The sequence below is a fragment of the Pseudomonas sp. QE6 genome (assembly GCF_041379005.1).
GTDB lineage: Bacteria > Pseudomonadota > Gammaproteobacteria > Pseudomonadales > Pseudomonadaceae > Pseudomonas.
The window spans coordinates 6,079,089-6,099,233 of sequence record NZ_CP166873.1 but is presented as its reverse complement, the minus strand read 5'-3'; the positions used below and the strand labels follow the sequence as shown (position 1 = coordinate 6,099,233).

Here is a 20,145-nt window from a genome sequence, read left to right as displayed (position 1 = left end):
GGCGCCGGGGCGTGATCCGCGCCAGTCTAGTGGTGGGCTTCAGTACGGCCAAGACGGGCCGATACACTTCCCAACGGAGGATATGCCCATGCGAACCCTGGCCACCCTGCTGCTGCTCCTGAGTGTTACCGGATGCACCAGCTGGTCGATGAATTACCACCTGAACAACGCCTACCGCTCATACAAGAGCGGCGATTGCGACCGGGTCATGCTCGAACTCTCGGAAACCGAGCGCAAGAGCCGTGCGCGCCCGTGGCTGCAGCCGGAGATCTCCATGCTGCGCGGGCAATGCCTGGAACGGCAGAAATTCTTCGTCGACGCCGCGCAGACCTACCAGTTCATCATCGCCCGCTACCCGACCAGCGAGTATGCTTACCGCGCCAAGGCCCGGCTTGAGACGCTGCGCCTGAATGGCCGTCTGCCCGGCGATACGGCGCGCAGCTATCCGGTCACGCCCTGACCGCCGGTCGGTGGCGAACTTGAGCGCCCCCGATCGCTGGCTAATCTCATGGAGTGACTCACGGAGGAGGTTGGAATGCGTGCCCTGTGGCTCTGCGTCTGGTGTTTTCCCTTGTTGGTTCACGCCGACATCTATCGCTGGACCGACGCGCAGGGCAAGGTGCATTTCAGCGAAACCCCACCGCCGGGGGCGCAGCGCATCGAAGTGAAGCCCCAGGTCGTCGAGCGTGATGCGGCGACCCGCGAGCGGGAGGAGCGCACCGCCCGCTTCTACGATGCCCGTCGTGACGAGCAGGCCGCCGCGCAAGCCAAGGCGACCGAGCAGCAGGCCAGGCTGAGCGCCCAGTGCGCGCAGTGGCAGCAGAGCCTGAACAACCTCAGTCTGGGCGGTCGCTACTTCACGCAGGATAGCGACGGTAAACGGACCTACTACAGCGATGCACAGATCGACGCCGCCCGTCGCGAGCTTGAAGCGCGACTGGCGGAAGGTTGTCGTTAGGACTGGCCCCGAGCGGGCGGCATTGCCATACTGGACGATATTTCATAGCGAAACGCCATTATGCGCCATCAACGACATATCGAGCGCCATCAGCTGCCCTACTACCTGAAGGTGTTCAACAGCATCACCGACAAACCGATGGGTTACCTGGGCAACGTCTCGCTGGACGGGATGTTGCTGATCAGCCAGCTGCCGATGCTGGTGGGTGGCCGTTTCGACATGCGCCTGAAGATCCCTGGCCATGACGGCAAGCTGCAGCTGATCGAGTTCTCCGCGACCTGCCAGTGGTGCCGCGAGGACGTCAATCCGGGCAACTTCGACTCCGGCTTCAGTCTGGTAGCGCCGCCGATGGAGTACGTCGAGCTGGTCGATGCGCTACGCCGTTATTTCAGTTTTCGCCGTCAGGTGGAGTCGGTCTGAGGCGCAGGACGCGCTGAACCGATCTGGCGGTGGCGGAAGGCAGGACGCCGGGGCATTTCGGCCGTCAGAGCAGGGCGTAACCTTGATCCGAAGGTGCTTTGAGCCTGGTTTTGTCGCGGGCGGCGAAGCACGGAGTATCGGCGTACAACCGCGAACGGTTGTACGCCCTACAGCGCTCCCGCCTTTTTCCAGCCCAGGTAGCGGCTGACCAGTTCCGGTCCGAGCTGACTGGGCCGTGCGTCCAGCACCGGCACGCCATGGGCCACCAGTTTCTCGTGCAGCCCGGCGCGGGCATTCAGGTACTCCACCGTGCCGCAGTAGGCCAGCGCTTCTTCGTAGCCCTCCACGGGCGACTGCCGCAGCCGGTCGAGCACTTCCTCGCGCAGGCTGGCCACCAGCACCCGGTGTTGCCGTCCCAGCCGCTTCACCGCGGCTACCAGGTCTTCGTCGTCCTCGTCGCGCAGGTTGGTGATGATCACCACCAGGGCGCGGCGCCGTTGGCGGGTGAGCACGGCCTGCACCGCCGCCGCGTAGTCCGCCGCGCGCTGGCTGCTGTCGAGGTCGTAGACGCCATTGAGCAGCACGCTCAACTGCGCGCTGCCCTTGCCTGGCGGCAGGTGCCGCGGCTGGTCGCCGGCGAAGGTCATCAGGCCCACGGCGTCGCCCTGGCGCAGCGCGACGTAGGCCAGCAGCAGGCTGGAGTTGAGGGCATGGTCGAAGTGCGACAGATCGCCGTCATGGCTGCGCATGCGCCGGCCGCAGTCGAGCAGGAAGAGAATCTGCTGGTCGCGCTCGTCCTGGTACTCGCGGGCGATCGGCGTGCGCTTGCGCGCGGTGGCTTTCCAGTCGATCTGCCGCAGGGTGTCGCCGTCGCGGAATTCGCGCAGCTGGTGGAACTCCAGGCCCAGGCCGCGGCGCTGCCCGGCGCGCACGCCGATGCGGTTCAGCCAGTGGTCCACGGCCATCAGCTCGGCGCCGTAGATGCGCGCGAAATCGGGGTAGACGCGGGTTTCACTGCGTTCTTCCAGATAGCGCCGGCCCTTCCACAGGCGCAGCGGGCTGGACAGTTCGATCTCGCAGCGCGGGAAGACGAAGTGTCCGCGCGACAGGGGACGCACGCGATAGCCCAGTTCGGTCTGCTCGCCCGGGCGCAGCTCGACCACCTGCGGCAGGTACTCGAAGTCCATGGCGCCGGGCAGGTGATCGAACAGGGTCACGCGCTGTGCCTGCGCGTAGCGATGGTGCAGTTGCAGGCGTACTTCGCTCCAGCGGCCCAGCGGCAGGTTGCCGCTCAGCTGCCGCTCCAGGCGCGGCGAGGGCAGGCGGCGCAGCCACAGGGCGTCGACCAGGGCAAGCAGGCCCAGGGCGCAGAGGGCGCCCCACCAGAGCTGGCCGAGCAGCGGCGCCGGGGTGTCCAGGGCCGTGGCGGTACCCAGGGCGATGGCCACGGCCAGCAGCACGCCGAGCAGCGCGAGAAGGGCGCGCGAGGGCTTCATAGGCGCGGTGCCGGTACCTGGTCGAGCAGCTGTTGCAGCACCTGGTCCACCGACAGGCCCTCGATGTCCAGTTCCGGCGACAGCCGCACGCGGTGCCGCAGCACCGCCAGGGCGCTGCCCTTGACGTCGTCCGGCAGCACGAAGTCGCCGCCGCGCAGCATCGCCCGCGCCCGCGCGCAACGCACCAGGGCGATGGAGGCGCGCGGTCCGGCGCCCAGGGCCAGGCCCGGCCAGTTGCGGGTGGTGCGGGCGATGCGCACGGCGTAGTCCAGCACCTGGTCGTCGATGGGCAGGTCGGAGGCGATCTTCTGCAGCGCCATGACGTCCTTTTCCTTGAGCAGCGGACGGATCGGCGCCACGTCGAGCATGTCGCTGCGCGCCGAGCGGGTCACCTGGCGCACCAGGGTCTGCTCCTCGGCTTCCTGCGGGTAGTCGATGCGCAGCTTGAGCATGAAACGGTCCAGCTCCGCCTCGGGCAGCGGATAGGTGCCTTCCTGCTCGATGGGGTTCTGGGTGGCCAGCACCATGAACGGCTGCGGCACCGGCAGGGCGCGGCCTTCGAGGGTGACCTGGCGTTCCTGCATGACTTCCAGCAGCGCCGCCTGGGTCTTGGCCGGCGCGCGGTTGATCTCGTCGGCCAGCAGCAGGTGGGTGAATACCGGCCCCTTGCGCAGCTTGAACTGCTCGGTGGCGAGGTCGTAGACCGCATGGCCGGTGACGTCGCTGGGCATCAGGTCCGGGGTGAACTGGATGCGCGCGAAGCCGCCGTCGAAGCAGCGGGCGAGGGCGCGCACCAGCAGGGTCTTGCCGAGGCCGGGGACACCTTCGATGAGTACGTGGCCACCGGCGAGCAGCGCGGTCAGTACATCGTCGATCACGCCCTGCTGGCCGATCAGCGCCTTCTGCAGTTCATGGCGCAGCGCCTGGGCCAGTTGGCTGGCGCGCTGGCGCTGGGCGGCCGGATTGGATGACGGGCTGGTTTGTTCCGGAATCTGTTCGCTCATAGGGAATTCCTGAGGCTCTGCAGGTGGGCGACCTGGCGGGTGAATTCGGCGATGGCCATGCGTTGCTGCGGATAGGGGCGCATGGCCTGGCTGATGGCGCTGACCGGCAGCCGCGTCATGCGGCCCAGGGTTTGCCATTGTTCTGCGACGGGCAGGCGCTCGAAGCCCGGCTGGCGCTGCCGCGCCCGGCGCAGGATGTCGCGCTGCAGCCCTTGCAGCAGGGCGATCTGGCCGCGCTGGCGGAGGACGAAGTCGGCACCGGCGCGCAGGTGTTCTTCCAGTTGCCGGCGTCCGCGCGCGGGGCTTGGTTGCAGCGGGCCCTGGCGAAGGCCCTGGCGCCACAGGGCGAGCGCCAGCAGCAGGGCGCAGGCGAGCAGCGCCTGCGGGAAGTAGCGCGCCAGCAGGGAGAACAGGCTGTCGCCGTCGGCACGATAGACCAGGGTCACGCTGCTGTCCTGGGTCAGGTACCAGAGCAGCCAGGCGTTGTCGTAGTCGCTCAGCTGGTTGTTCTGCCAGATCCAGTTGTCGGTCAGCACGGTGACCAGGCCCTGGCCCTGTTGCAGTTGCAGCAGGTGAGTGGCTTGCGAACTGTTGGCCCAGGCGTAGGCGACGTTCTTCGAGTCGAACAGGTGGTAGTCGGTGTCGAAGTCGATGTAGGCCGGCGCCTTTTCGTTTTCCAGGTAGAGCTTGGTCAGCTTCGGGTAGGGATCTTCTTCCTCGGCGGGGGCAGCGAGTTCGGGGTCGGCAGCGGGGGCGGCCGGCTGCTCGGCCGGCTCTTCCGGCGCGGCGGGTTCCTCATCGGTCTTGTCTTCCGGCTGGGCGGCGCCCTTGTCCTTGTCGAGGTCTTCGGTGAGGAACTGCTGCACGCCGAGGCGATCGAGCAGCAGGTCGCCGCTCTTGCCTTCTTCCTCATCCCACAGACGTTCGGCGGTGACCACCAGATGGCCGCCGCGGGAGGTCCAGTCGAGCAGGCGTTCGGTCTGCTTCGGCGTGAGGTTCTCGCGGCTGCCGAGCAGGATCAGCGTGTGGCCCTTGCTCGGCAACTGCTCGAGCACTTCCATTCCCTTGGACGCGCTGACCTTCAGGCCGCGTCCGCGCAGGTAGGCCTCGGCGGCCAGGTAGGGATTGGCGCGGACCTCCGGCGCCGGGCCGTGCTCGACGGTCTCGGGATAAGGCTTGAGATGGGTATAGAGGTAGTACCCGGCGGCGCCCAGCACCAGCAGGACGGCCAGGGTGATCAGCAGGATGGCGGAGCGCTTCATGGGCGCACCTCGTTGCCGAACAGGCCGCGCCATTGCCCGCACAGCTGCTGCTTGAGGTCGTCCCGGGGCGTGCGATGACCGTAGGCAAGAGCCTGCCAGTGCAGGGTCAGGCTGCGGGTGAAGCTGTCCAGCGGCGGGTTGTCGAGGGCTTCGACGCGCACCAGCACCTCGCCTTCGGTGGTGGAGTCGCGCAGCGGCACGCGGTAGTCATGCAGCAGGCGGCTGAGCAGTGCGCGGTACAGCAGGCCCAGCGCGGCGCGTGGTTGTTCGTCCCACAGGCGCTCGGCCTCGCTGGCGACGTCCGCAGGCAGGGTTTCCGGAGCCAGCTCCAGGCCGAACAGCACGCTCGGCGACTCGCGGCGCTGGTGCTGGGGCAGGCCGATGCGGCCGGCGAACAGCCGCAGCCATTCGCGGTAGCGCCAGATCAACAGGGCGACGACGCTGATCAAGGCGCCCCATAGCAGCACTTCGATGATCTGCGCGATGTACTTGAACGCCTGCCAGTGCTCCAGGGCCTCGAAGAAACGCTTCAGGCTCTGTTCGTCGTCCTTGCTCGGCTTGTCCTTGTCCTTGGGATCGTTCAGCCGCCAGCGGGTCACCGTCTCGCTGTTGCGGAACGGCGGTGCCGCCAGGATGGCCTCGGCGGCGCGGCGTGATTGCTCGCTGTTCAGCACCTGGTTCTGCAGACGGGTGGCCTGGGGGCCGTTGGGGTCCTGGTCGGGCAGCGGGCAGCTGTAACCGGGCTGGTCCGCTGCCCAGGCGCTGGCCCCGGGCAGCGGCGCCAGGCAGGCAGCGGCCACCAGCAGCAGGGCATAGGCGCTGCCGATCAGGCGCTGGCGCAGGCGACGCAGCACCAGCTCGATATCCCAGGCCTCCAGTTCGGTGCGCCGGTTCAGGTAGAGCGTAAAGCCGCAGGCTACGTAGACCGGTTCCCAGGCCACCAGCACCAGCGCGTAGAGCAGATTGCTCAGATGCTCCAGCCAGCCCCATTCGCCGTCAGCCAGACTGATCAGCGATTGCCATTTCCAGTCCGCTACCCACTGCTGCGGCAGCAACAGGTAGAGCAGCACGGACAGTCCGAGCCACAGGGCCGATTCGAAGTGCATGCCGATCAGGGTCAGCCAGGTTGCGCCGCCGGCGTTGCGCTGGCCGAGGACCACCAGGCGCTGGCTGCGGGCCTGGCCCTTGAGGCCTTCGAGTTGCAGCACCGGCAGGTCGAAGCTGCGTGTCGGGCTGAAGCGGCGCCACAGCAGGCTGGGCAGCAACTGGTTCCTGAGCAGGCCGGGGAAGGCCCGCAGGGCCTGCCCGAGGGTGGGTGTGTCGTCGAACAGGGCGCGCGACAGGATGTACAGCGGCAGGCGCTCGAAGGCCGGCTTGAGCCACCAGAACAGCAGGATCGCCCAGCCCGAGTGGTTCCACAGCAGCAGGCTGAGCACGGCGAACACCGGCAGGGTGACCAGCGCCCAGCTGCCCATCAGCAGGCCGGCGTGGCGGCGCGCCAGGAGAATCCCCAGGTCCAGGGCTTCCCACGGGCTGCGCGGACGGATGGCGACGCTGGCGTCAGTCAGGCGCATGGCGGCTCCGTCCGGCAAACCCGAAATAACCGCCGACCAGCAGCCAGAGGCAGGCGCCGACGATGTACTTCACGGTCGCCGGGAACTGCGTGAGCGAGGACCAGTAGCCTTCGATGAAGGCGGCGATCAGCAGCAGCAGGATCACCCCGCCCACCAGTTGCACGGCCCGGGCCGCCGCCTGGCGCAGCGCGTCGAGGCGACTCAGGCGACCGGGGGCGAGCAACGCCCAGCCGAGCTTGAGGCCGGCGGCGCCGGCGAAGGTGATGGCGGTCAGCTCGAAGGCGCCGTGACCGATGACGAAGGACCAGAAGGTCTCGATGTAGCCCACCTGGGTCAGGTGCCCGGCCGCGGCGCCGATCATCAGGCCGTTGAACAGCAGGAAGAACAGGCTGCCCAGGCAGAACAGCAGGCCGCTGGCGAAGGTCTGAAAGGCGATGCCGATGTTGTTCATGATGTAGAAGGCGAACATCTTCCAGTCATCGCCGGTGTCCCGTTCGCTCATCGGGCCGAGGCGCCGCGCCTCAGGCGAGTACATGGTCTCCATCTCCGCGACGCGTTCGGGCGCCATCACGCTGTAGGTGAGATCGGGGAAGTGATAGGCCAGCAACCCCATGAGCAGGGCGCTGCCGTAGAACAGCAGGCTGGCGACCACGATGAAGCGCCATTCCTCGCGCACCAGGCGCGGGAATCCGGCGGTTATGAAGCCGAGGATGCGCGCGCCGAGGTGGCTGCGGTGCCGGTAGAACTGCTGGTGCCCGCGCATGGCCAGCTGTTGCAGGTGATCGATCAGGTGGCTGCTGTAGCCACGCTCCTGCGCCAGCGCCAGCTGCTGGCAGATGCGCCGGTAGTCGGCGGCGAACTCGTCGGGGCGCTCGGAGGCTTCCTGACGCTTGCCGTTTTCCAGTTGCTCCAGGCGCTTGCCGAAACGCTTCCAGGCGCCCTGGTGGCGCTGTTCGAAGAGGGCCTGCTTCATGGGGTCACCTGACCGTTGCCGAGCAGGCCGCTGGCGATGGCGTTGAGGCGTGCCTCGGCGTGTTCGGGCGTCACGCCCAGCGGTTCGGCGAGGATGCTGGCCAGCTCTTCGCGGCGTGCCGCGGACAGCTGTCCGGAGCGTTCGGCGAAGCCCATCATCGCGCGCTGTTCTTCCAGGCTCAGCGGCCAGGGCGACAGTTCCGGCGCTACCTGGGGAGGCTGCGGACGGCCCGGAGGCGGATCGCGGTAAATCACCAGGGTGCCGGCGGCCAGGTCGCCCAGCCGCTTGAACGCCGGATTGGACAGGCAACTGAGCAGGCCCAGGGCGTAGCCGAACGGCAGGATGTCGGCGAAGCGCAGCAGGTTGCGCAGCAGCGAGGCGGACCAGCCGATCGGCGTGCCGTCATCGTGGACCACGCGCAGCCCCATCATCTGCTTGCCGGGCGAGCGGCCCTGGTTGAGCACTTCGAAGAGCACCATGTACCACCAGGTCATAACGAAGGTGAGCAGCAGGCCCAGGCCGGTGCCGAGCTGGCCGAGGAAGGCCAGCGCCATGAACAGGGCGAACATCAGCAGGGCGCGGATACCCAGGTCGACCAGGTAGGCGATCGCTCGTGGAATCACGCCGGCGGGACGCAGCAACAGGTCGATCCCTTCCGGCGTCTCCACGTGGTGGCGGGTATCCAGCGCGGGGCTGGGCGGACGTGCGTCCGGGCGTGGAGCGGCGGCTGCGGTCAAGGGGAATCGCTATCGATGGCTGAAAGGCAGATGCTAGCCAGCGCGCCGCGGCGAGGCAACCGCGCCGGCGGCAATTGGCGAACGGTGTTCAATTGGCCGGTGGCAGTACGCCGAAGATCCTCCGGTAGAGCACGCCGCCGGAGATGATCAGCAGCGGTACGGTCCACACCAGGCCGATGCCCAGCGGGAGCGCACTGACGATCGTGATCAGGCCCAATACGAAGTACAGACCGAGGAACTTGAACCAGTGCCGGGTGATTGCCTTGCGCGAGGCCTCCAGCGCCTGCCAGGGGCTGAGCTTGCGCTCGACCGCCAGCGGGATCGCCAGCTGATAGGCGAGGCTCAGGTAGATGCCGGGAATGATCAGCAGCAGGAGTCCGGCGTAGATCAGCAACGTCATCAGCAGGCCGGTGAGGAGCAGCGGGACGAACAGTCCGAAGTGGCTGAACATCTCGTCGAAGGAGACCTTCTGGTCGGCGGCGCGGCGGATGCCGAGCATGGCGATTCCGGCGGCCAGGGGATAGCAGGCCGCTCCGGCGAGAACGCTCGCGATGACTTGTGCAACCTGCCCCATCGGCGAGTCGGGTTCCGTTACGCCGAATCCGAGCCCCAGTGCCAGGCCGAGGGCGAAGCTGATCGTCTGGATCGCCACGATGTAGACCAGCGTGGCCGCGATCATCAGGCCCTTCATACCCTTGACCCGTTTCCAGGCTTCGCTGATCACCTCGCCAATCGAGAAGTCGTAGCCACGGGCGAGGGCTTCCTCCACCGAGGGCACGGCCGACGTGGATGGACTGGGCTGCAGGTCGCTTTGTGGAGGGCTGTAGGGATTCTGCGCGGAGATATCTTGCATGGAAGTTCCTTTCCTTCAGGCGGGTCCGTTGGAGGTGAAGCATAGGATGGCAGCTGGCCATGGGCCAGGGCCGCGGTTTGGAAGTGAGGCAACGCGCACTGTTAGACTGCGGCGCAATCGCCCGCAGGCAAGGAAACGCGCCATGACCGCCAGCATCTTCTGGTACGACTACGAAACCACCGGCATCGACCCGCGCCGCGACCGCCCTCTGCAGGTCGCCGGCATCCGCACCGACGAAGCTCTCAACGAGATCGGCCAGTCGCTGAATCTCTACTGCCGTCCCAGCGACGACATCCTTCCTCATCCTGCGGCCTGTCTGGTCACCGGGATAGTCCCGCAGCGGCTGGAGGAACAGGGCCTGGGCGAAGCCGAGTTCATGACCCGCCTGCATGCCGAGCTGGCGCAGCCAGGTACCTGCGTCGCGGGCTACAACACCCTGCGCTTCGACGATGAAGTCACGCGCTACAGCCTGTATCGAAACTTCTTCGACCCCTATGCCCGCGAATGGCAGGGCGGCAACAGCCGCTGGGACCTGATCGACCTGGTGCGCACCTGCTATGCGTTGCGCCCCGAAGGTATCGTCTGGCCCGAGCAGGACGGCGCCGTCACCCTCAAGCTGGAACGCCTCACCGCCGCCAACGGCATCGCCCATGGCCAGGCCCACGATGCGCTGTCGGACGTGCGGGCGACCATCGCCCTGGCGCGGCTGATCCGCGACCGTCAGCCCAAGCTCTACGACTATCTCTATCGCCTGCGCAGCAAGCAGGGCGTGCTGGACCAGATCCGTATGCACGAGCCACTGGTGCACGTGTCCGGGCGCTTCTCCGGGGCACGCCACTATCTGTCGGTGGTGCTGCCACTGGGCTGGCACCCGCGCAACCGCAATGCGCTGATCGTCTGCGACCTGGCCGCCGACCCGTCGCCGCTGCTGGAGCTGGACGCCGAGACCCTGCGCCAGCGCCTGTACACGCGCCGGGACGAACTCGCCGAAGGCGAGCTGCCGGTGCCGCTGAAGCTGCTGCATATCAACCGTTGCCCGGTGGTGGCATCGTTGAAGGTGCTCCGTCCGCAGGATCGCGAACGCGTCGGCCTGGACCTGGAGGGTTGCCTGGCAGTTGCGCAGACACTGGTTCAGGCCAAGGCGATCTGGCAGGAAAAACTCGCGCCGATCTATTCCGAGGAAAGTTACGCGACGACCGAGGACCCGGAGCAGCAGTTGTATGACGGATTTATCGGAGACCGGGATCGCCGATTGTGTGAGCAGGTACGTCAGGCAGATCCTACGCGACTGGCCAAAGAGCAATGGCCCTTCGATGATCCGCGACTTCCAGAACTTCTGTTCCGATACCGGGCGCGTAATTTTCCGGAAACTTTGTCTGCCACCGAACAGCAACAATGGCAGGACTTCTGCCGCTTGCGCCTGAGTGCACCGGAGTGGGGGGCGCCGAATACTCTGTCGAACTTCGACAGCGCAATGGTCGAGCAGATGAGTAATGCCGGTGCAGCAAACCGCGCAGTGCTTGAAGCCTGGGCGAAATATGCACTCGTGTTGCGCGAGCGCTATGGCCTCTAGCTGTTGCCGGGCAATAAAAAACGCCAGCGCAAGGCTGGCGTTCTTTATTGCGAGAAGGGCTTAGCCCAGCAGCGTGGCCCAGCCTTCTACGGCCTCGGCGCCCCACTTGGCCTTCCATTCCTTGAGGGTCTTGTGGTTGCCGCCCTTGGTCTCGATGACTTCACCGGTGTGCGGGTTCTTGTACTGCTTGACCTTGCGAGCGCGCTTGGTCACGGTGCTCTTGGCGGCACGCGGCGATTTGCTCAGCTTCGCGTCCGGATCGAGCAGGGCGATGATATCGCGCAGGGATTTGCCGTAGCTGCCCATCAGTGCGCGGAGTTTCTCTTCGAACTCAAGCTCTTTCTTCAGCTTGTCGTCCTGTTCGAGGGATTTCAGGCGCTCTTGAAGTTCCTTGATGGCTTCTTCGGTGGCGCGGTACTCGTTGATCAGCGACATGTTGGGTACCTTGTTCTTGAGGTCCAGCGGTGGCGGATAGTTTGTAGCACCCATAATAGTCAGCGCAGTTGTTCAAGTAAACTGCGAAGACAACTTTTGTGGGTAATTAGTCAAGTATTTAAGTTATTAGCGCGGAGAATTTAACCGGAAAACTTAGTGCCAGGCCTAATTGGCTCTCGTCGGCCACTCCCGCGCAGTGCTGAACTTTTCCCCTCCAGCCGCTAGAATGGCGGCCTTCGCGATGTATCTGGAGTACACCCATGCGCACTTTTCGACTGGTGATCGCCTGCCCCGACGGGGTCGGCATCGTCGCCAAGGTGAGTAATTTCCTGGCCACTTACAACGGCTGGATCACCGAGGCCAGTCACCATTCCGATAATGACAACGGCTGGTTCTTCATGCGGCATGAAATCCGTGCCGATTCCCTGCCGTTCGACCTCGACGGATTCCGCCAGGCCTTCGCGCCCATTGCGCGCGAGTTCTCCATGGAATGGCGTATCACCGATTCTTCGGTGAAGAAGCGCGTGGTGCTGATGGCCAGCCGCGAGTCGCACTGCCTGGCCGACCTGCTGCACCGCTGGCACAGCGGCGAGCTGGATTGCGAGATTCCCTGCGTGATCGCCAACCACGACGACCTGCGCAGCATGGTGGAGTGGCACGGCATTCCGTACTTCCACGTTCCGGTGGACCCGAAGAACAAGCAGCCGGCCTTCGAGCAGGTCTCGCGCCTGATCGACGAGCACCAGGCCGACAACGTGGTGCTGGCGCGCTACATGCAGATCCTGCCGCCGGACCTGTGCCAGAAGTACCGCCACCAGGTGATCAACATCCACCACAGCTTCCTGCCGTCCTTCGTCGGCGCCAAGCCCTACCACCAGGCCTCGCTGCGTGGCGTGAAGCTGATCGGCGCGACCTGCCACTACGTGACCGAGGAGCTGGACGCCGGCCCGATCATCGAGCAGGACGTGGTGCGCATCACCCACCGCGACAACGTCGAGGACCTGGTGCGCCTGGGCAAGGACGTGGAGAAGCTGGTGCTGGCCCGCGGCCTGCGCTACCACCTGGAAGACCGCGTGCTGGTGCACGACAACAAGACCGTGGTGTTCGACTGATCCGCAGTCGGTTGCTCGCTACACTGGGTACTCCGCATGCGCCTGCCGTCGTCTGACGGCCGGCGCTGCGCCCAACCGGAGAGTGCCGCGATGAACGATCCGAAGACCCCTGGCACCGCCACCCCGCCGCCCACCCTGGGCGAGGGCTGTACCCGCCGCTACGACCCCGAAGCCTTGAGTGAAGAGGATGGCACCGAGTTTCCCGGCGCCGCCGAACTCTGGGATTCGCTCAAGCCGAAAATGCCGTCCGAAGGCGATACGCCTTCCGAAGACTGAAATCTCAGCCTTTCTCCCGCAGCCCGATCAACTTGCGCAGCAACGGCCGCCCGGCCAGCAGGGCGAACACCGGCGCGCCCATCACCAGATAGAAGTAGTAGGTCACCACGCGCCAGATCAGGATGGCCGCGGCTGCCGTCGATTTGCCCACCAGCGGGGCGAGTAGCGCGGCGGAGGTCAACTCTGTGCCGCCGGCGCCGCCGGGCAGCAGCGTAGCCAGTCCCGCGGCCAGCGACAGCAGCTGGATGAGGAAGGTCCAGGCCCAGTGCAGGTCCACGCCCATGGCGTACAGGGTGAGGTAGAGCACCGAGAAGCGCAGCGTCCAGTGGCAGCAGGTGAGGGAGAAGATCAGCGCCAGGCGGCGCTTGGGCTGGCGCAGGGAACTCACCAGCGTGTCGCGGAAGTGCAGGCTCTTGCGCGCCCAGTGCAGGCGCGTACGCGGCTTCATGCCCAGGCGTGCGAACAGGCGTCCGATGGCCTTGATCACCCGGCGCTGGAAGCGCGCCAAGAGCACCACACCGAAGAGAATTCCGCCCAGCAGCGCGCCGCTGGTGATCAGTGAGGTCTCCAGGTTCGGGCTGACGCTGTGCGACAGGGCCCAGACCAGTACCGCCGCCAGCGCGCAGAGGAAGAACATCAGGTCGCTGAGCTGGTCCACGGCGAAGATCGCGCTGCTGTGCGCCGGGCGCATGCCGTGGCGCGACAGCAGGGCCATCAGCGTCAACGGGCCGCCGGTCCCGCCCGGGGTGGCGTAGAAGGCGAACTCCGAGGCCATGATGATGCCCACCGACTGGACCCGGCCGATGTCGCCGGCGCGGCCATTGAGCAGCACCCGCAGCTTCTGGGCGTTGATCAGCCAGCACAGGAGGATCATGCCGAACATGATCAGCAGGCTGTCGAGGGGGAAGGCCAGGACCTGGGTGAGCATCTCCGGGCCGCCCAGGGCCAGGGGAATCAGCGAGGCGCCGACCAGGCCCAGCAACAGCCACCAGCCACGTGTCACGGGCGCGCCTCCGGCGGGGGCGGAGGAGTGGGCAGGGCAGGGTGGAGCGGCGGAGTGTGCTGGGTGAGTCGCTGTTTCATGCAGAGTGGACCGTCAGCGGGGGACTGCGTTCGCCGAACTTTCCGTGGGCAGGGCGCCGCCATCGGGCGGCGCCCCACGCTCACTCGGCGGATTTCTCTGCTGAAGAGACGCCGGCGCCTTCTTCCAGCGCCTTGTTCTCCCAACCGTCTTCGCCGGGCAGGATCAGGTTCAGCAGGATGGCGACGATGGCGCACAGGGCGATGCCCTTCAGGCCGAAGTCGTCCGGGCCTGTACCGGTGCCGATCAGCACGCCGCCGATGCCGAACACCAGGGTGACCGAGACGATGCACAGGTTGCGCGCCTGGGACAGGTCGACCTTGTGGCGGATCAGGGTGTTCATGCCCACCGAGGCGATGGTGCCGAACAGCAGGCAGAGGATGCCGCCCATCACCGGTACCGGGATGCTCTGCAGGATGGCGCCGAACTTGCCGATGAAGGCCAGGCCGATGGCGAACACCGCCGCCCAGGTCATGATCTTCGGGTTGTAGTTCTTGGTCAGCATCACCGCGCCGGTCACTTCCGCGTAGGTGGTGTTCGGCGGGCCGCCGAACAGGCCGGCGGTGGAGGTGGCGATGCCGTCGCCCAGCAGGGTGCGGTGCAGGCCCGGGGTCTTCAGGTAGTTCTTGCCGGTCACGCCACCCACGGCGATGACGCCGCCGATGTGCTCGATGGCCGGGGCCAGCGCCACGGGGACGATGAACAGGATGGCCTGCCAGTTGAACTCCGGTGCGGTGAACTTCGGCAGTTCCAGCCAGGGCGCGGCGACGATCTTGGCCACGTCGACCACGCCGAAGGCGAAGGACAGGCCGTAGCCCACCAGCACGCCGGCGATGATCGGCACCAGGCGCAGCATGCCCTTGCCGAACACGGCGACGATCAGGGTGGTCACCAGTGCCGGCATGGAGATCAGCATCGCGGTCTTGTAGGGGATCAGCTCGGCGCCGTCACCGGCCTTGCCCATGGCCATGTTGGCGGCGATCGGCGCCATGGCCAGGCCGATGGAGATGATCACCGGGCCGATCACCACCGGCGGCAGCAGGCGGTCGATGAAACCGGTGCCCTTGATCTTCACCGCCAGGCCCAGGAAGGTGTAGACGAAGCCCGCCGCCACCACGCCGCCCATGGTCGCGGCCAGGCCGAACTGGCCCTTGGCGAGGATGATCGGGGTGATGAAGGCAAAGCTGGAGGCCAGGAACACCGGCACCTGGCGCCCGGTGACGATCTGGAACATCAGGGTGCCGAAGCCGGCGGTGAACAGCGCGACGTTCGGGTCCAGGCCCGTGATCAGCGGCATCAGCACCAGCGCGCCGAAGGCCACGAAGAGCATCTGCGCGCCGGAGATGACCTGGCGCCACAGCGGATCGTTGAATTCATCGGCCATGAATCAGGTGTCCTTCTGCTTGGTGCCGAAGATCTTGTCACCGGCATCGCCCAGGCCCGGCATGATGTAACCGTGCTCGTTCAGGCACTGGTCGATGGACGCGGTATAGATGAGCACGTCCGGATGCGCATCGTTGACCGCCTTGATGCCTTCGGGCGCGGCCACCAGCACCATGGCGCGGATGTCCTTGCTGCCGGCTTTCTTGAGCAGGTTGATGGTGGCGACCATGGAGCCGCCGGTGGCCAGCATCGGGTCGATGATCAGCGAGCGGCGCTCGGCGATGTCCGGCGCGAGCTTTTCCAGGTAGGTGTGCGCTTCGAGGGTTTCCTCGTTGCGCGCGACCCCGACGGCGCTGACCTTGGCGCCCGGAATCAGGCTGAGCACGCCGTCGAGCATGCCGATGCCGGCGCGCAGGATCGGCACCACGGTGATCTTCTTGCCGGCGATCTTCTCCACCTGCACGGGGCCGGCCCAGCCTTCGATTTCGTAGTTTTCCAGCGGCAGGTCCTTGGTCGCCTCGTAGGTGAGCAGGGCGCCCACTTCCTGGGCCAGCTCGCGGAAATTCTTGGTACTGATATCGTGACGGCGCATCAGTCCGATCTTGTGGCGGATCAGGGGATGGCGAATCTCGAGTACGGGCATGGGCGGGGTCTCCGGACGGGCTGGCAAAAAAATTGCGGTAGCGTAATGCATCCTAGCTACCTTGGGCCACGATTGTCGGGGACTTTCGTCCGCTGACCCTTGCCCCATGGCACGCTGATAGGTACCTTTGCGCACTTTTTCACGGGAGAACCCCCATGTCCGTCGATCTCGCGCACATTCGCCAAGTCATGGCCGAAGCCGACTGCCTGTACACCAATGCCGAGGTGGAAGCCGCCATCGCCCGCGTGGCCGAGGCCATCAACGGCACCCTGGCCGAGACCAACCCGGTGGTGTTCTGCGTGATGAACGGCGGCCTGATCTTCTCCGGCAAGCTGCTGCCGCTGCTGAACTTCCCGCTGGAAGCCTCCTACCTGCATGCGACCCGTTACCGCAACGAGACCACCGGTGGCGAGCTGTTCTGGAAGGCCAAGCCGGAAATCTCCTTCATCGACCGCGACGTGCTGATCATCGACGACATCCTCGACGAAGGTCATACCCTCTCGGCGATCATCGACTTCTGCAAGCACGCCGGCGCCAAGCGCGTGCACACCGCCGTGCTGATCGACAAGGACCACGACCGCAAGGCCCGTCCGGACCTGAAGGCCGACTACGTGGGCCTGTCCTGCGTCGACCGCTACATCTTCGGCTACGGCATGGACTACAAGGGCTACTGGCGCAACGCCGCCGGCATCTTCGCGGTCAAGGGGCTCTGACATGACCGGGCCGCGTTTTCTCGACAGTGCGCTGTTCGACGAGGTCGCGGCCCGCGCCGCCGCCAGCCCCCGGCGCCGGCAGAACCACAATTTCCATGAGCAGACCGAGCCCTGCCATCGCCTGCTCAACGCGCTGCAGCCGGACAGCTACATCCCGCCGCATTGTCATCGCCATCCGGACAAGGCCGAGAGCCTGCTGGTAGTGAAGGGCGCGCTGGGGCTGCTGATCTTCTCCGACAGCGGCGAGCTGCTGACTACCCGCGTCCTGCGCGCGGGCGGCGAATGCGTCGGCGCCGACCTGCCTCCGAGCACCTTCCACGCCATCGTGGCGCTGGAGCCGGACAGCATCATGTTCGAAGCCAAGGCCGGCCCCTTCGTGCCGCTGGGCGAGGACGAGCGCGGCCAGTGGGCGCCGCGCGAAGGCGAGCCGGGCGCGGCCGAGTACCTGGCCTGGATGCGCTCCCACTTCCCCGTCTGAACGGGCTCTTCGTCTTTTCGTAGGAGCGAGCTTGCTCGCGAACATCCCGGCGCCGATGGGAATGTCTGGCGCGAAGCGGTTCGCGAGCAAGCTCGCTCCTACAGATCCCTGATGCATCTATCCACATCGATGTATGCATGGGCAAGAGAGCATTTTTCCCAATGCATGCCCTGCCTATCCTGCGACCCTCACCAAAACCCGCCCCGAGGTTCGCATGTCCCGTCTTCTCTATATCGATGGCCAATGGCAGGCCGCCGACAGCGGCGCCGTACTGCGCCCGATCGCTCCCGCCACCCGTGAAGCGCTGCCGGAAGTCGCCTGTGCCGGCGTGTCCGACATCGAGCGCGCCGTGGCTGCCGCCCAGCGTGCCTTCGCTGGCTGGAAGCTGACCACCGCCGCCCAGCGCGCCGGCTACCTGCGCGCCTTCGCCGAGCAGCTCGAAGCCCGCCGTGAAAGCCTGATCACCCTGCAGATGCAGGCCAGCGGCAAGCCGCGCCTGGAAGCCGAAATCGACATCGGCGACGCCATTGCCACCTTCGCCTACTACGCAGAGCTGGCCGACCAGCTGGACGCCCGGCAGAACGCCGAAGTCGCCCTGCCGGACGCCGGCTATCGCTCGCAGACCCGCTTCGAGCCCATCGGTGTGGTCGGCCTGATCGTGCCGTGGAACTTCCCGCTGGTGACCAGCGCCTGGAAGGTCGCACCGGCCCTGGCCGCGGGCTGCACCGTGGTGCTCAAGCCCTCGGAGATCACCCCGCTGATCGAACTGGTGCTGGGCGAGATCGCCGATGCCATCGGACTGCCGGCCGGCGTGCTGAACCTGGTGCCGGGTCTGGCCGATGCCGGCGCCGCGCTGTGCAGTCATCCGGGTATCGCCAAGCTGTCCTTCACCGGTAGCAACGTCGTCGGCCGCAAGGTCATGGAAGCCGCCGCCGCGCGCACCCTGCCGGTGGGGCTGGAGCTGGGCGGCAAGTCGCCGATCCTGGTGTTCGAGGACTGCGACCTGGACGAAGCCGTGCAGTGGATCATCGCCGGCGTCTACTGGAACGCCGGGCAGATGTGCTCAGCGACCTCGCGCCTGCTGGTGCAGGCATCCATCGCCGAGCCGCTGCTGGCCAAGCTGAAGGTGGCGGTGGAAGGCCTGCGCGTCGGCGACTCTCTGCGGGGCGAGACCGACATGGGCCCGATGACCAGCGAAGCGCAGTACCGCAAGGTGCTCGACTACTTCGCCGTGGCCCGCGACGAAGGCCTCGTCTGCCTGACCGGTGGCGAAGCCGGCGAGGGCTGGTTCATCCGCCCGACCGTCTACACCGACGTACCGGCGGACAGCCGCCTGTGGCGCGAGGAAATCTTCGGCCCGGTTCTCTGTGTGCGCACCTTCAGTGATGATGCCGACGCCCTGCGTCAGGCCAACGACAGCGACTTCGCCCTGGCCGCCACCGTGTGCAGCGCCGACCTGAAGCGAGCCCAGCGCGTCGCCGAGAACCTGGAGGCCGGCAACGTCTGGCTGAACTCGCCGCAAGTGGTGTTCCCGCAGACTTCCTGGGGCGGCGGCAAGCGCAGCGGCATCGGCCGCGAGCTGGGCCCATGGGGCTTGTCGGCGTTCTTCGACATCAAGCACATCACCGCGCCGCGCTGATCGGCGTTGCCCCGTGCTCCAGGCGCAGGTCTTCCACCAGCGCCTGGAGCGCTTCGTTGTGCCCCGGCTCGTCGCGCACCACCAGGCTGTGGGTGATGCCGTAGCCTAGGCTGTCCGGCAGCAGCGCACGCATCTCGCCCTGTTCCACCCAGCGTTCGGCGTAGTGGGTCGGCAGGTAGCCCAGGTGCGTGCCGGCGCGCACCGCGTGGAGTACCGCTTCCATGTGCTGGGTGAATGCCGTGCTGCGCTGTGGATCGGCCGGCAGTTGCACGTCGGCCACCGCATAGCCGTGCTGAATCCAGTTGCAGCTTTCCAGTTCGGCGGAGTCCTTCACCGGCTTGCCGAACAGCGGGTGCTCGCGCCCGCAGAATACCGCCACGCGCTCGTGGTACAGCGGCTCGTAGCGCAGGTTCGGCAGGCGCCGGCTGAAGCAGGCGATGGCCAGGTGCAGGCGGCCGCTGAGCACCAGGCGCTCCAGTTCGGTGGAGGATTCGATGAGGAAGTGCAGACGTACGTCCTGATCACGGCGGTTGAAGCGTGCCAGGGTCTGGTGGATGCGCGCGCCGGGCAGGGTGGCGACGTTGTCGGCCAGGCCCAGGTGCAGTTCGCCCACCAGGCGCCCGGCCAGTGACTGCACCTGGTCGCGGAAGTCGCCGAGCGCGGCGAACAGGTTCTGCGTGTAGTCCAGCACCCGCTCGCCTTTCTCGGTCAGGCGGAAACCACTCTTGCCGCGCTCGCACAGGCGATAGCCCAGGCGCGTCTCCAGGCTGGCGATGTGCGTGCTGATGGTCGACTGGCCCATGCCCAGCTCGCCCTGGGCCGCGGAGAAGCCGCCGCAGCGCACCACGCAGGCGAAGATGCGCAGCAGGCGCAGGTCGAGGTCGGAGACGTTGTGCAGCATGATGAGGTAGTGATTGGCCGATGTAAGAGTAGTGTTGCGTTGAAGGCTATCAATGTATCGGCGGGCACGCCATGTGCGCCTGTCGTGGCGCTTCGGGGCCGTGCTAGAGTGCTTGGCCCTGTCCCGCGGAGGTGATGATGTCCGTTCGCATACCGGGCGCCGCGTTGGCGCTGGCACTCTGTCTACCCCTCGCGGCCTTCGCCGCGCCGCCGATGCACAGCCAGTTCCTGCCGCCGGATGATGCCGGCCTGCGCCAGGGCGAGCCGGAGCAGCAGCAACTGCTGCAGGTCACCGAATACAGCGTGGTGCTGGGCAACCAGCGCCAGTCCAACCAGCAGCCGATCCCGATCACCACGCCGGCGTTGCTGCGCCTGAAAGGCAAGCCGCTGAACAAGGGCGCGCAGATCAGCCAGGTGGTGATCAGCTTCGATGCCGAGGGCAAGAGCCTGAAGAAGCCGGTCTACGACGACAAGAGCCGGGTGCTCAGTCTCTATTACCCCCAGGCGTCCTACCCGAAACTGCTCGACCTGCTGCGCAACGGCACCGTCTATGTACAGTTCCTGAGCTACGGCAACGGCCATATCTGGGCCGACCTGCACACCGGGGCGGTGCGCGCGCGTTGAGCCGCGCACGG

22 protein-coding genes are annotated in these 20,145 nt (G+C 66.5%); 10 read left to right on the top strand and 12 right to left on the bottom strand.

Annotated elements, in window-relative coordinates; genetic code table 11:
* Positions 1-88 precede the first annotated feature (88 nt).
* From ACAW63_RS27870 to ACAW63_RS27860, 3 genes are all read left to right on the top strand, one after another.
* Positions 89-460: a tol-pal system YbgF family protein gene (locus ACAW63_RS27870; RefSeq protein ID WP_275608571.1), complete on the top strand. Its 372-nt coding sequence runs from the start codon at positions 89-91 to the stop codon at positions 458-460.
* 75 nt (positions 461-535) lie between these two features.
* Positions 536-958, top strand: a complete 423-nt coding sequence (locus tag ACAW63_RS27865) for a DUF4124 domain-containing protein (protein ID WP_371230734.1) — start codon at positions 536-538, stop codon at positions 956-958.
* A gap of 60 nt (positions 959-1,018) precedes the next feature.
* On the top strand, positions 1,019-1,378 hold the full coding sequence (locus ACAW63_RS27860; protein WP_275608569.1) for a PilZ domain-containing protein: 360 nt from the start codon (positions 1,019-1,021) through the stop codon (positions 1,376-1,378).
* 167 nt (positions 1,379-1,545) lie between these two features.
* Here the strand turns inward: ACAW63_RS27860 and ACAW63_RS27855 are convergent, their stop codons facing one another.
* The 7 genes from ACAW63_RS27855 to ACAW63_RS27825 form a co-directional block, all read right to left on the bottom strand.
* Positions 1,546-2,874: a DUF58 domain-containing protein gene (locus tag ACAW63_RS27855; protein WP_371230732.1), complete on the bottom strand. Its 1,329-nt coding sequence runs from the start codon at positions 2,872-2,874 to the stop codon at positions 1,546-1,548.
* Complete coding sequence (locus tag ACAW63_RS27850; protein ID WP_371230730.1) at positions 2,871-3,878, bottom strand: AAA family ATPase; 1,008 nt, start codon at positions 3,876-3,878, stop codon at positions 2,871-2,873. The genes ACAW63_RS27855 and ACAW63_RS27850 overlap by 4 nt, the downstream gene beginning before the upstream one ends.
* Positions 3,875-5,140: a DUF4350 domain-containing protein gene (locus ACAW63_RS27845; protein WP_371230728.1), complete on the bottom strand. Its 1,266-nt coding sequence runs from the start codon at positions 5,138-5,140 to the stop codon at positions 3,875-3,877. The genes ACAW63_RS27850 and ACAW63_RS27845 overlap by 4 nt, the downstream gene beginning before the upstream one ends.
* Positions 5,137-6,714: a DUF4129 domain-containing protein gene (locus ACAW63_RS27840; RefSeq protein ID WP_371230727.1), complete on the bottom strand. Its 1,578-nt coding sequence runs from the start codon at positions 6,712-6,714 to the stop codon at positions 5,137-5,139. The genes ACAW63_RS27845 and ACAW63_RS27840 overlap by 4 nt, the downstream gene beginning before the upstream one ends.
* Positions 6,701-7,687: a stage II sporulation protein M gene (locus tag ACAW63_RS27835; protein WP_371230725.1), complete on the bottom strand. Its 987-nt coding sequence runs from the start codon at positions 7,685-7,687 to the stop codon at positions 6,701-6,703. Before ACAW63_RS27835 ends, ACAW63_RS27840 begins: the two co-directional genes overlap by 14 nt.
* Positions 7,684-8,373 carry an RDD family protein gene (locus tag ACAW63_RS27830; RefSeq protein ID WP_371234818.1) on the bottom strand — a complete coding sequence of 230 codons (690 nt, stop codon included), beginning with the start codon at positions 8,371-8,373 and terminating at the stop codon, positions 7,684-7,686. The genes ACAW63_RS27835 and ACAW63_RS27830 overlap by 4 nt, the downstream gene beginning before the upstream one ends.
* Positions 8,374-8,512: 139 nt before the next feature.
* Entirely contained in the window at positions 8,513-9,277 is a 765-nt protein-coding gene (locus tag ACAW63_RS27825) for a hypothetical protein (RefSeq protein WP_371230723.1), read from the bottom strand.
* Between the two features lie 142 nt (positions 9,278-9,419).
* Here ACAW63_RS27825 and sbcB point away from each other — a divergent pair, with 142 nt between their 5' ends.
* A complete protein-coding gene (gene sbcB, locus ACAW63_RS27820) occupies positions 9,420-10,850 on the top strand; it encodes an exodeoxyribonuclease I (RefSeq protein ID WP_371230722.1) in 1,431 nt (476 codons plus the stop codon).
* A 60-nt stretch (positions 10,851-10,910) separates the two neighbouring features.
* Here sbcB and mvaT read toward each other — a convergent pair whose 3' ends face one another.
* A complete protein-coding gene (gene mvaT / locus ACAW63_RS27815) occupies positions 10,911-11,285 on the bottom strand; it encodes a histone-like nucleoid-structuring protein MvaT (RefSeq protein ID WP_275608560.1) in 375 nt (124 codons plus the stop codon).
* Between the two features lie 260 nt (positions 11,286-11,545).
* On the opposite strand from mvaT, the gene purU reads away from it, so the two are divergent.
* Positions 11,546-12,397 (top strand): formyltetrahydrofolate deformylase, encoded by an 852-nt coding sequence (gene purU, locus ACAW63_RS27810; protein ID WP_207886010.1) that lies wholly within the window; start codon positions 11,546-11,548, stop codon positions 12,395-12,397.
* 90 nt (positions 12,398-12,487) lie between these two features.
* On the top strand, positions 12,488-12,673 hold the full coding sequence (locus ACAW63_RS27805; protein WP_371230721.1) for a hypothetical protein: 186 nt from the start codon (positions 12,488-12,490) through the stop codon (positions 12,671-12,673).
* Positions 12,674-12,677: 4 nt separating this feature from the next.
* On the opposite strand, the gene ACAW63_RS27800 is transcribed toward ACAW63_RS27805, so the two are convergent.
* From ACAW63_RS27800 to upp, 3 genes are all read right to left on the bottom strand, one after another.
* Positions 12,678-13,676, bottom strand: coding sequence for a YbhN family protein (locus tag ACAW63_RS27800; RefSeq protein WP_371230719.1), 999 nt, complete (start codon positions 13,674-13,676; stop codon positions 12,678-12,680).
* Positions 13,677-13,836: 160 nt separating this feature from the next.
* The gene (locus tag ACAW63_RS27795; RefSeq protein ID WP_371230717.1) at positions 13,837-15,138 is read right to left on the bottom strand and encodes a uracil-xanthine permease family protein; all 1,302 of its coding nucleotides are present in this window, start codon (positions 15,136-15,138) and stop codon (positions 13,837-13,839) included.
* A gap of 3 nt (positions 15,139-15,141) precedes the next feature.
* Entirely contained in the window at positions 15,142-15,780 is a 639-nt protein-coding gene (gene upp / locus ACAW63_RS27790) for a uracil phosphoribosyltransferase (protein ID WP_275608556.1), read from the bottom strand.
* 155 nt (positions 15,781-15,935) lie between these two features.
* Here upp and ACAW63_RS27785 point away from each other — a divergent pair, with 155 nt between their 5' ends.
* From ACAW63_RS27785 to ACAW63_RS27775, 3 genes are all read left to right on the top strand, one after another.
* Positions 15,936-16,493, top strand: coding sequence for a hypoxanthine-guanine phosphoribosyltransferase (locus tag ACAW63_RS27785; RefSeq protein ID WP_275608555.1), 558 nt, complete (start codon positions 15,936-15,938; stop codon positions 16,491-16,493).
* A 1-nt stretch (position 16,494) separates the two neighbouring features.
* A complete protein-coding gene (locus ACAW63_RS27780) occupies positions 16,495-16,971 on the top strand; it encodes a WbuC family cupin fold metalloprotein (protein ID WP_371230714.1) in 477 nt (158 codons plus the stop codon).
* A 214-nt stretch (positions 16,972-17,185) separates the two neighbouring features.
* Entirely contained in the window at positions 17,186-18,610 is a 1,425-nt protein-coding gene (locus ACAW63_RS27775; protein ID WP_371230712.1) for an aldehyde dehydrogenase family protein, read from the top strand.
* Here ACAW63_RS27775 and ACAW63_RS27770 read toward each other — a convergent pair.
* Entirely contained in the window at positions 18,594-19,511 is a 918-nt protein-coding gene (locus tag ACAW63_RS27770; RefSeq protein ID WP_371230711.1) for a LysR family transcriptional regulator, read from the bottom strand. The genes ACAW63_RS27775 and ACAW63_RS27770 overlap by 17 nt on opposite strands.
* A 137-nt stretch (positions 19,512-19,648) precedes the next feature.
* Between ACAW63_RS27770 and ACAW63_RS27765 the strand changes: the two genes are divergently transcribed.
* Positions 19,649-20,134, top strand: coding sequence for a hypothetical protein (locus ACAW63_RS27765; protein WP_371230709.1), 486 nt, complete (start codon positions 19,649-19,651; stop codon positions 20,132-20,134).
* Positions 20,135-20,145 lie beyond the last annotated feature (11 nt).

Excerpts from the sequence above, each read along its gene's own strand:
- ACAW63_RS27775 (WP_371230712.1), top strand. The coding sequence starts at position 17,186 with ATGTCCCGTCTTCTCTATATCGATGGCCAATGGCAGGCCGCCGACAGC.
- ACAW63_RS27870 (WP_275608571.1), top strand. The coding sequence starts at position 89 with ATGCGAACCCTGGCCACCCTGCTGCTGCTCCTGAGTGTTACCGGATGC.
- ACAW63_RS27805 (WP_371230721.1), top strand. The coding sequence starts at position 12,488 with ATGAACGATCCGAAGACCCCTGGCACCGCCACCCCGCCGCCCACCCTG.
- ACAW63_RS27780 (WP_371230714.1), top strand. The coding sequence starts at position 16,495 with ATGACCGGGCCGCGTTTTCTCGACAGTGCGCTGTTCGACGAGGTCGCG.
- ACAW63_RS27825 (WP_371230723.1), bottom strand. The coding sequence starts at position 9,277 with ATGCAAGATATCTCCGCGCAGAATCCCTACAGCCCTCCACAAAGCGAC.
- ACAW63_RS27865 (WP_371230734.1), top strand. The coding sequence starts at position 536 with ATGCGTGCCCTGTGGCTCTGCGTCTGGTGTTTTCCCTTGTTGGTTCAC.
- ACAW63_RS27840 (WP_371230727.1), bottom strand. The coding sequence starts at position 6,714 with ATGCGCCTGACTGACGCCAGCGTCGCCATCCGTCCGCGCAGCCCGTGG.
- sbcB (WP_371230722.1), top strand. The coding sequence starts at position 9,420 with ATGACCGCCAGCATCTTCTGGTACGACTACGAAACCACCGGCATCGAC.
- upp (WP_275608556.1), bottom strand. The coding sequence starts at position 15,780 with ATGCCCGTACTCGAGATTCGCCATCCCCTGATCCGCCACAAGATCGGA.
- ACAW63_RS27785 (WP_275608555.1), top strand. The coding sequence starts at position 15,936 with ATGTCCGTCGATCTCGCGCACATTCGCCAAGTCATGGCCGAAGCCGAC.
- ACAW63_RS27770 (WP_371230711.1), bottom strand. The coding sequence starts at position 19,511 with ATGCTGCACAACGTCTCCGACCTCGACCTGCGCCTGCTGCGCATCTTC.
- ACAW63_RS27855 (WP_371230732.1), bottom strand. The coding sequence starts at position 2,874 with ATGAAGCCCTCGCGCGCCCTTCTCGCGCTGCTCGGCGTGCTGCTGGCC.
- ACAW63_RS27795 (WP_371230717.1), bottom strand. The coding sequence starts at position 15,138 with ATGGCCGATGAATTCAACGATCCGCTGTGGCGCCAGGTCATCTCCGGC.
- ACAW63_RS27835 (WP_371230725.1), bottom strand. The coding sequence starts at position 7,687 with ATGAAGCAGGCCCTCTTCGAACAGCGCCACCAGGGCGCCTGGAAGCGT.
- purU (WP_207886010.1), top strand. The coding sequence starts at position 11,546 with ATGCGCACTTTTCGACTGGTGATCGCCTGCCCCGACGGGGTCGGCATC.
- ACAW63_RS27860 (WP_275608569.1), top strand. The coding sequence starts at position 1,019 with ATGCGCCATCAACGACATATCGAGCGCCATCAGCTGCCCTACTACCTG.
- ACAW63_RS27850 (WP_371230730.1), bottom strand. The coding sequence starts at position 3,878 with ATGAGCGAACAGATTCCGGAACAAACCAGCCCGTCATCCAATCCGGCC.
- ACAW63_RS27765 (WP_371230709.1), top strand. The coding sequence starts at position 19,649 with ATGTCCGTTCGCATACCGGGCGCCGCGTTGGCGCTGGCACTCTGTCTA.
- ACAW63_RS27845 (WP_371230728.1), bottom strand. The coding sequence starts at position 5,140 with ATGAAGCGCTCCGCCATCCTGCTGATCACCCTGGCCGTCCTGCTGGTG.
- mvaT (WP_275608560.1), bottom strand. The coding sequence starts at position 11,285 with ATGTCGCTGATCAACGAGTACCGCGCCACCGAAGAAGCCATCAAGGAA.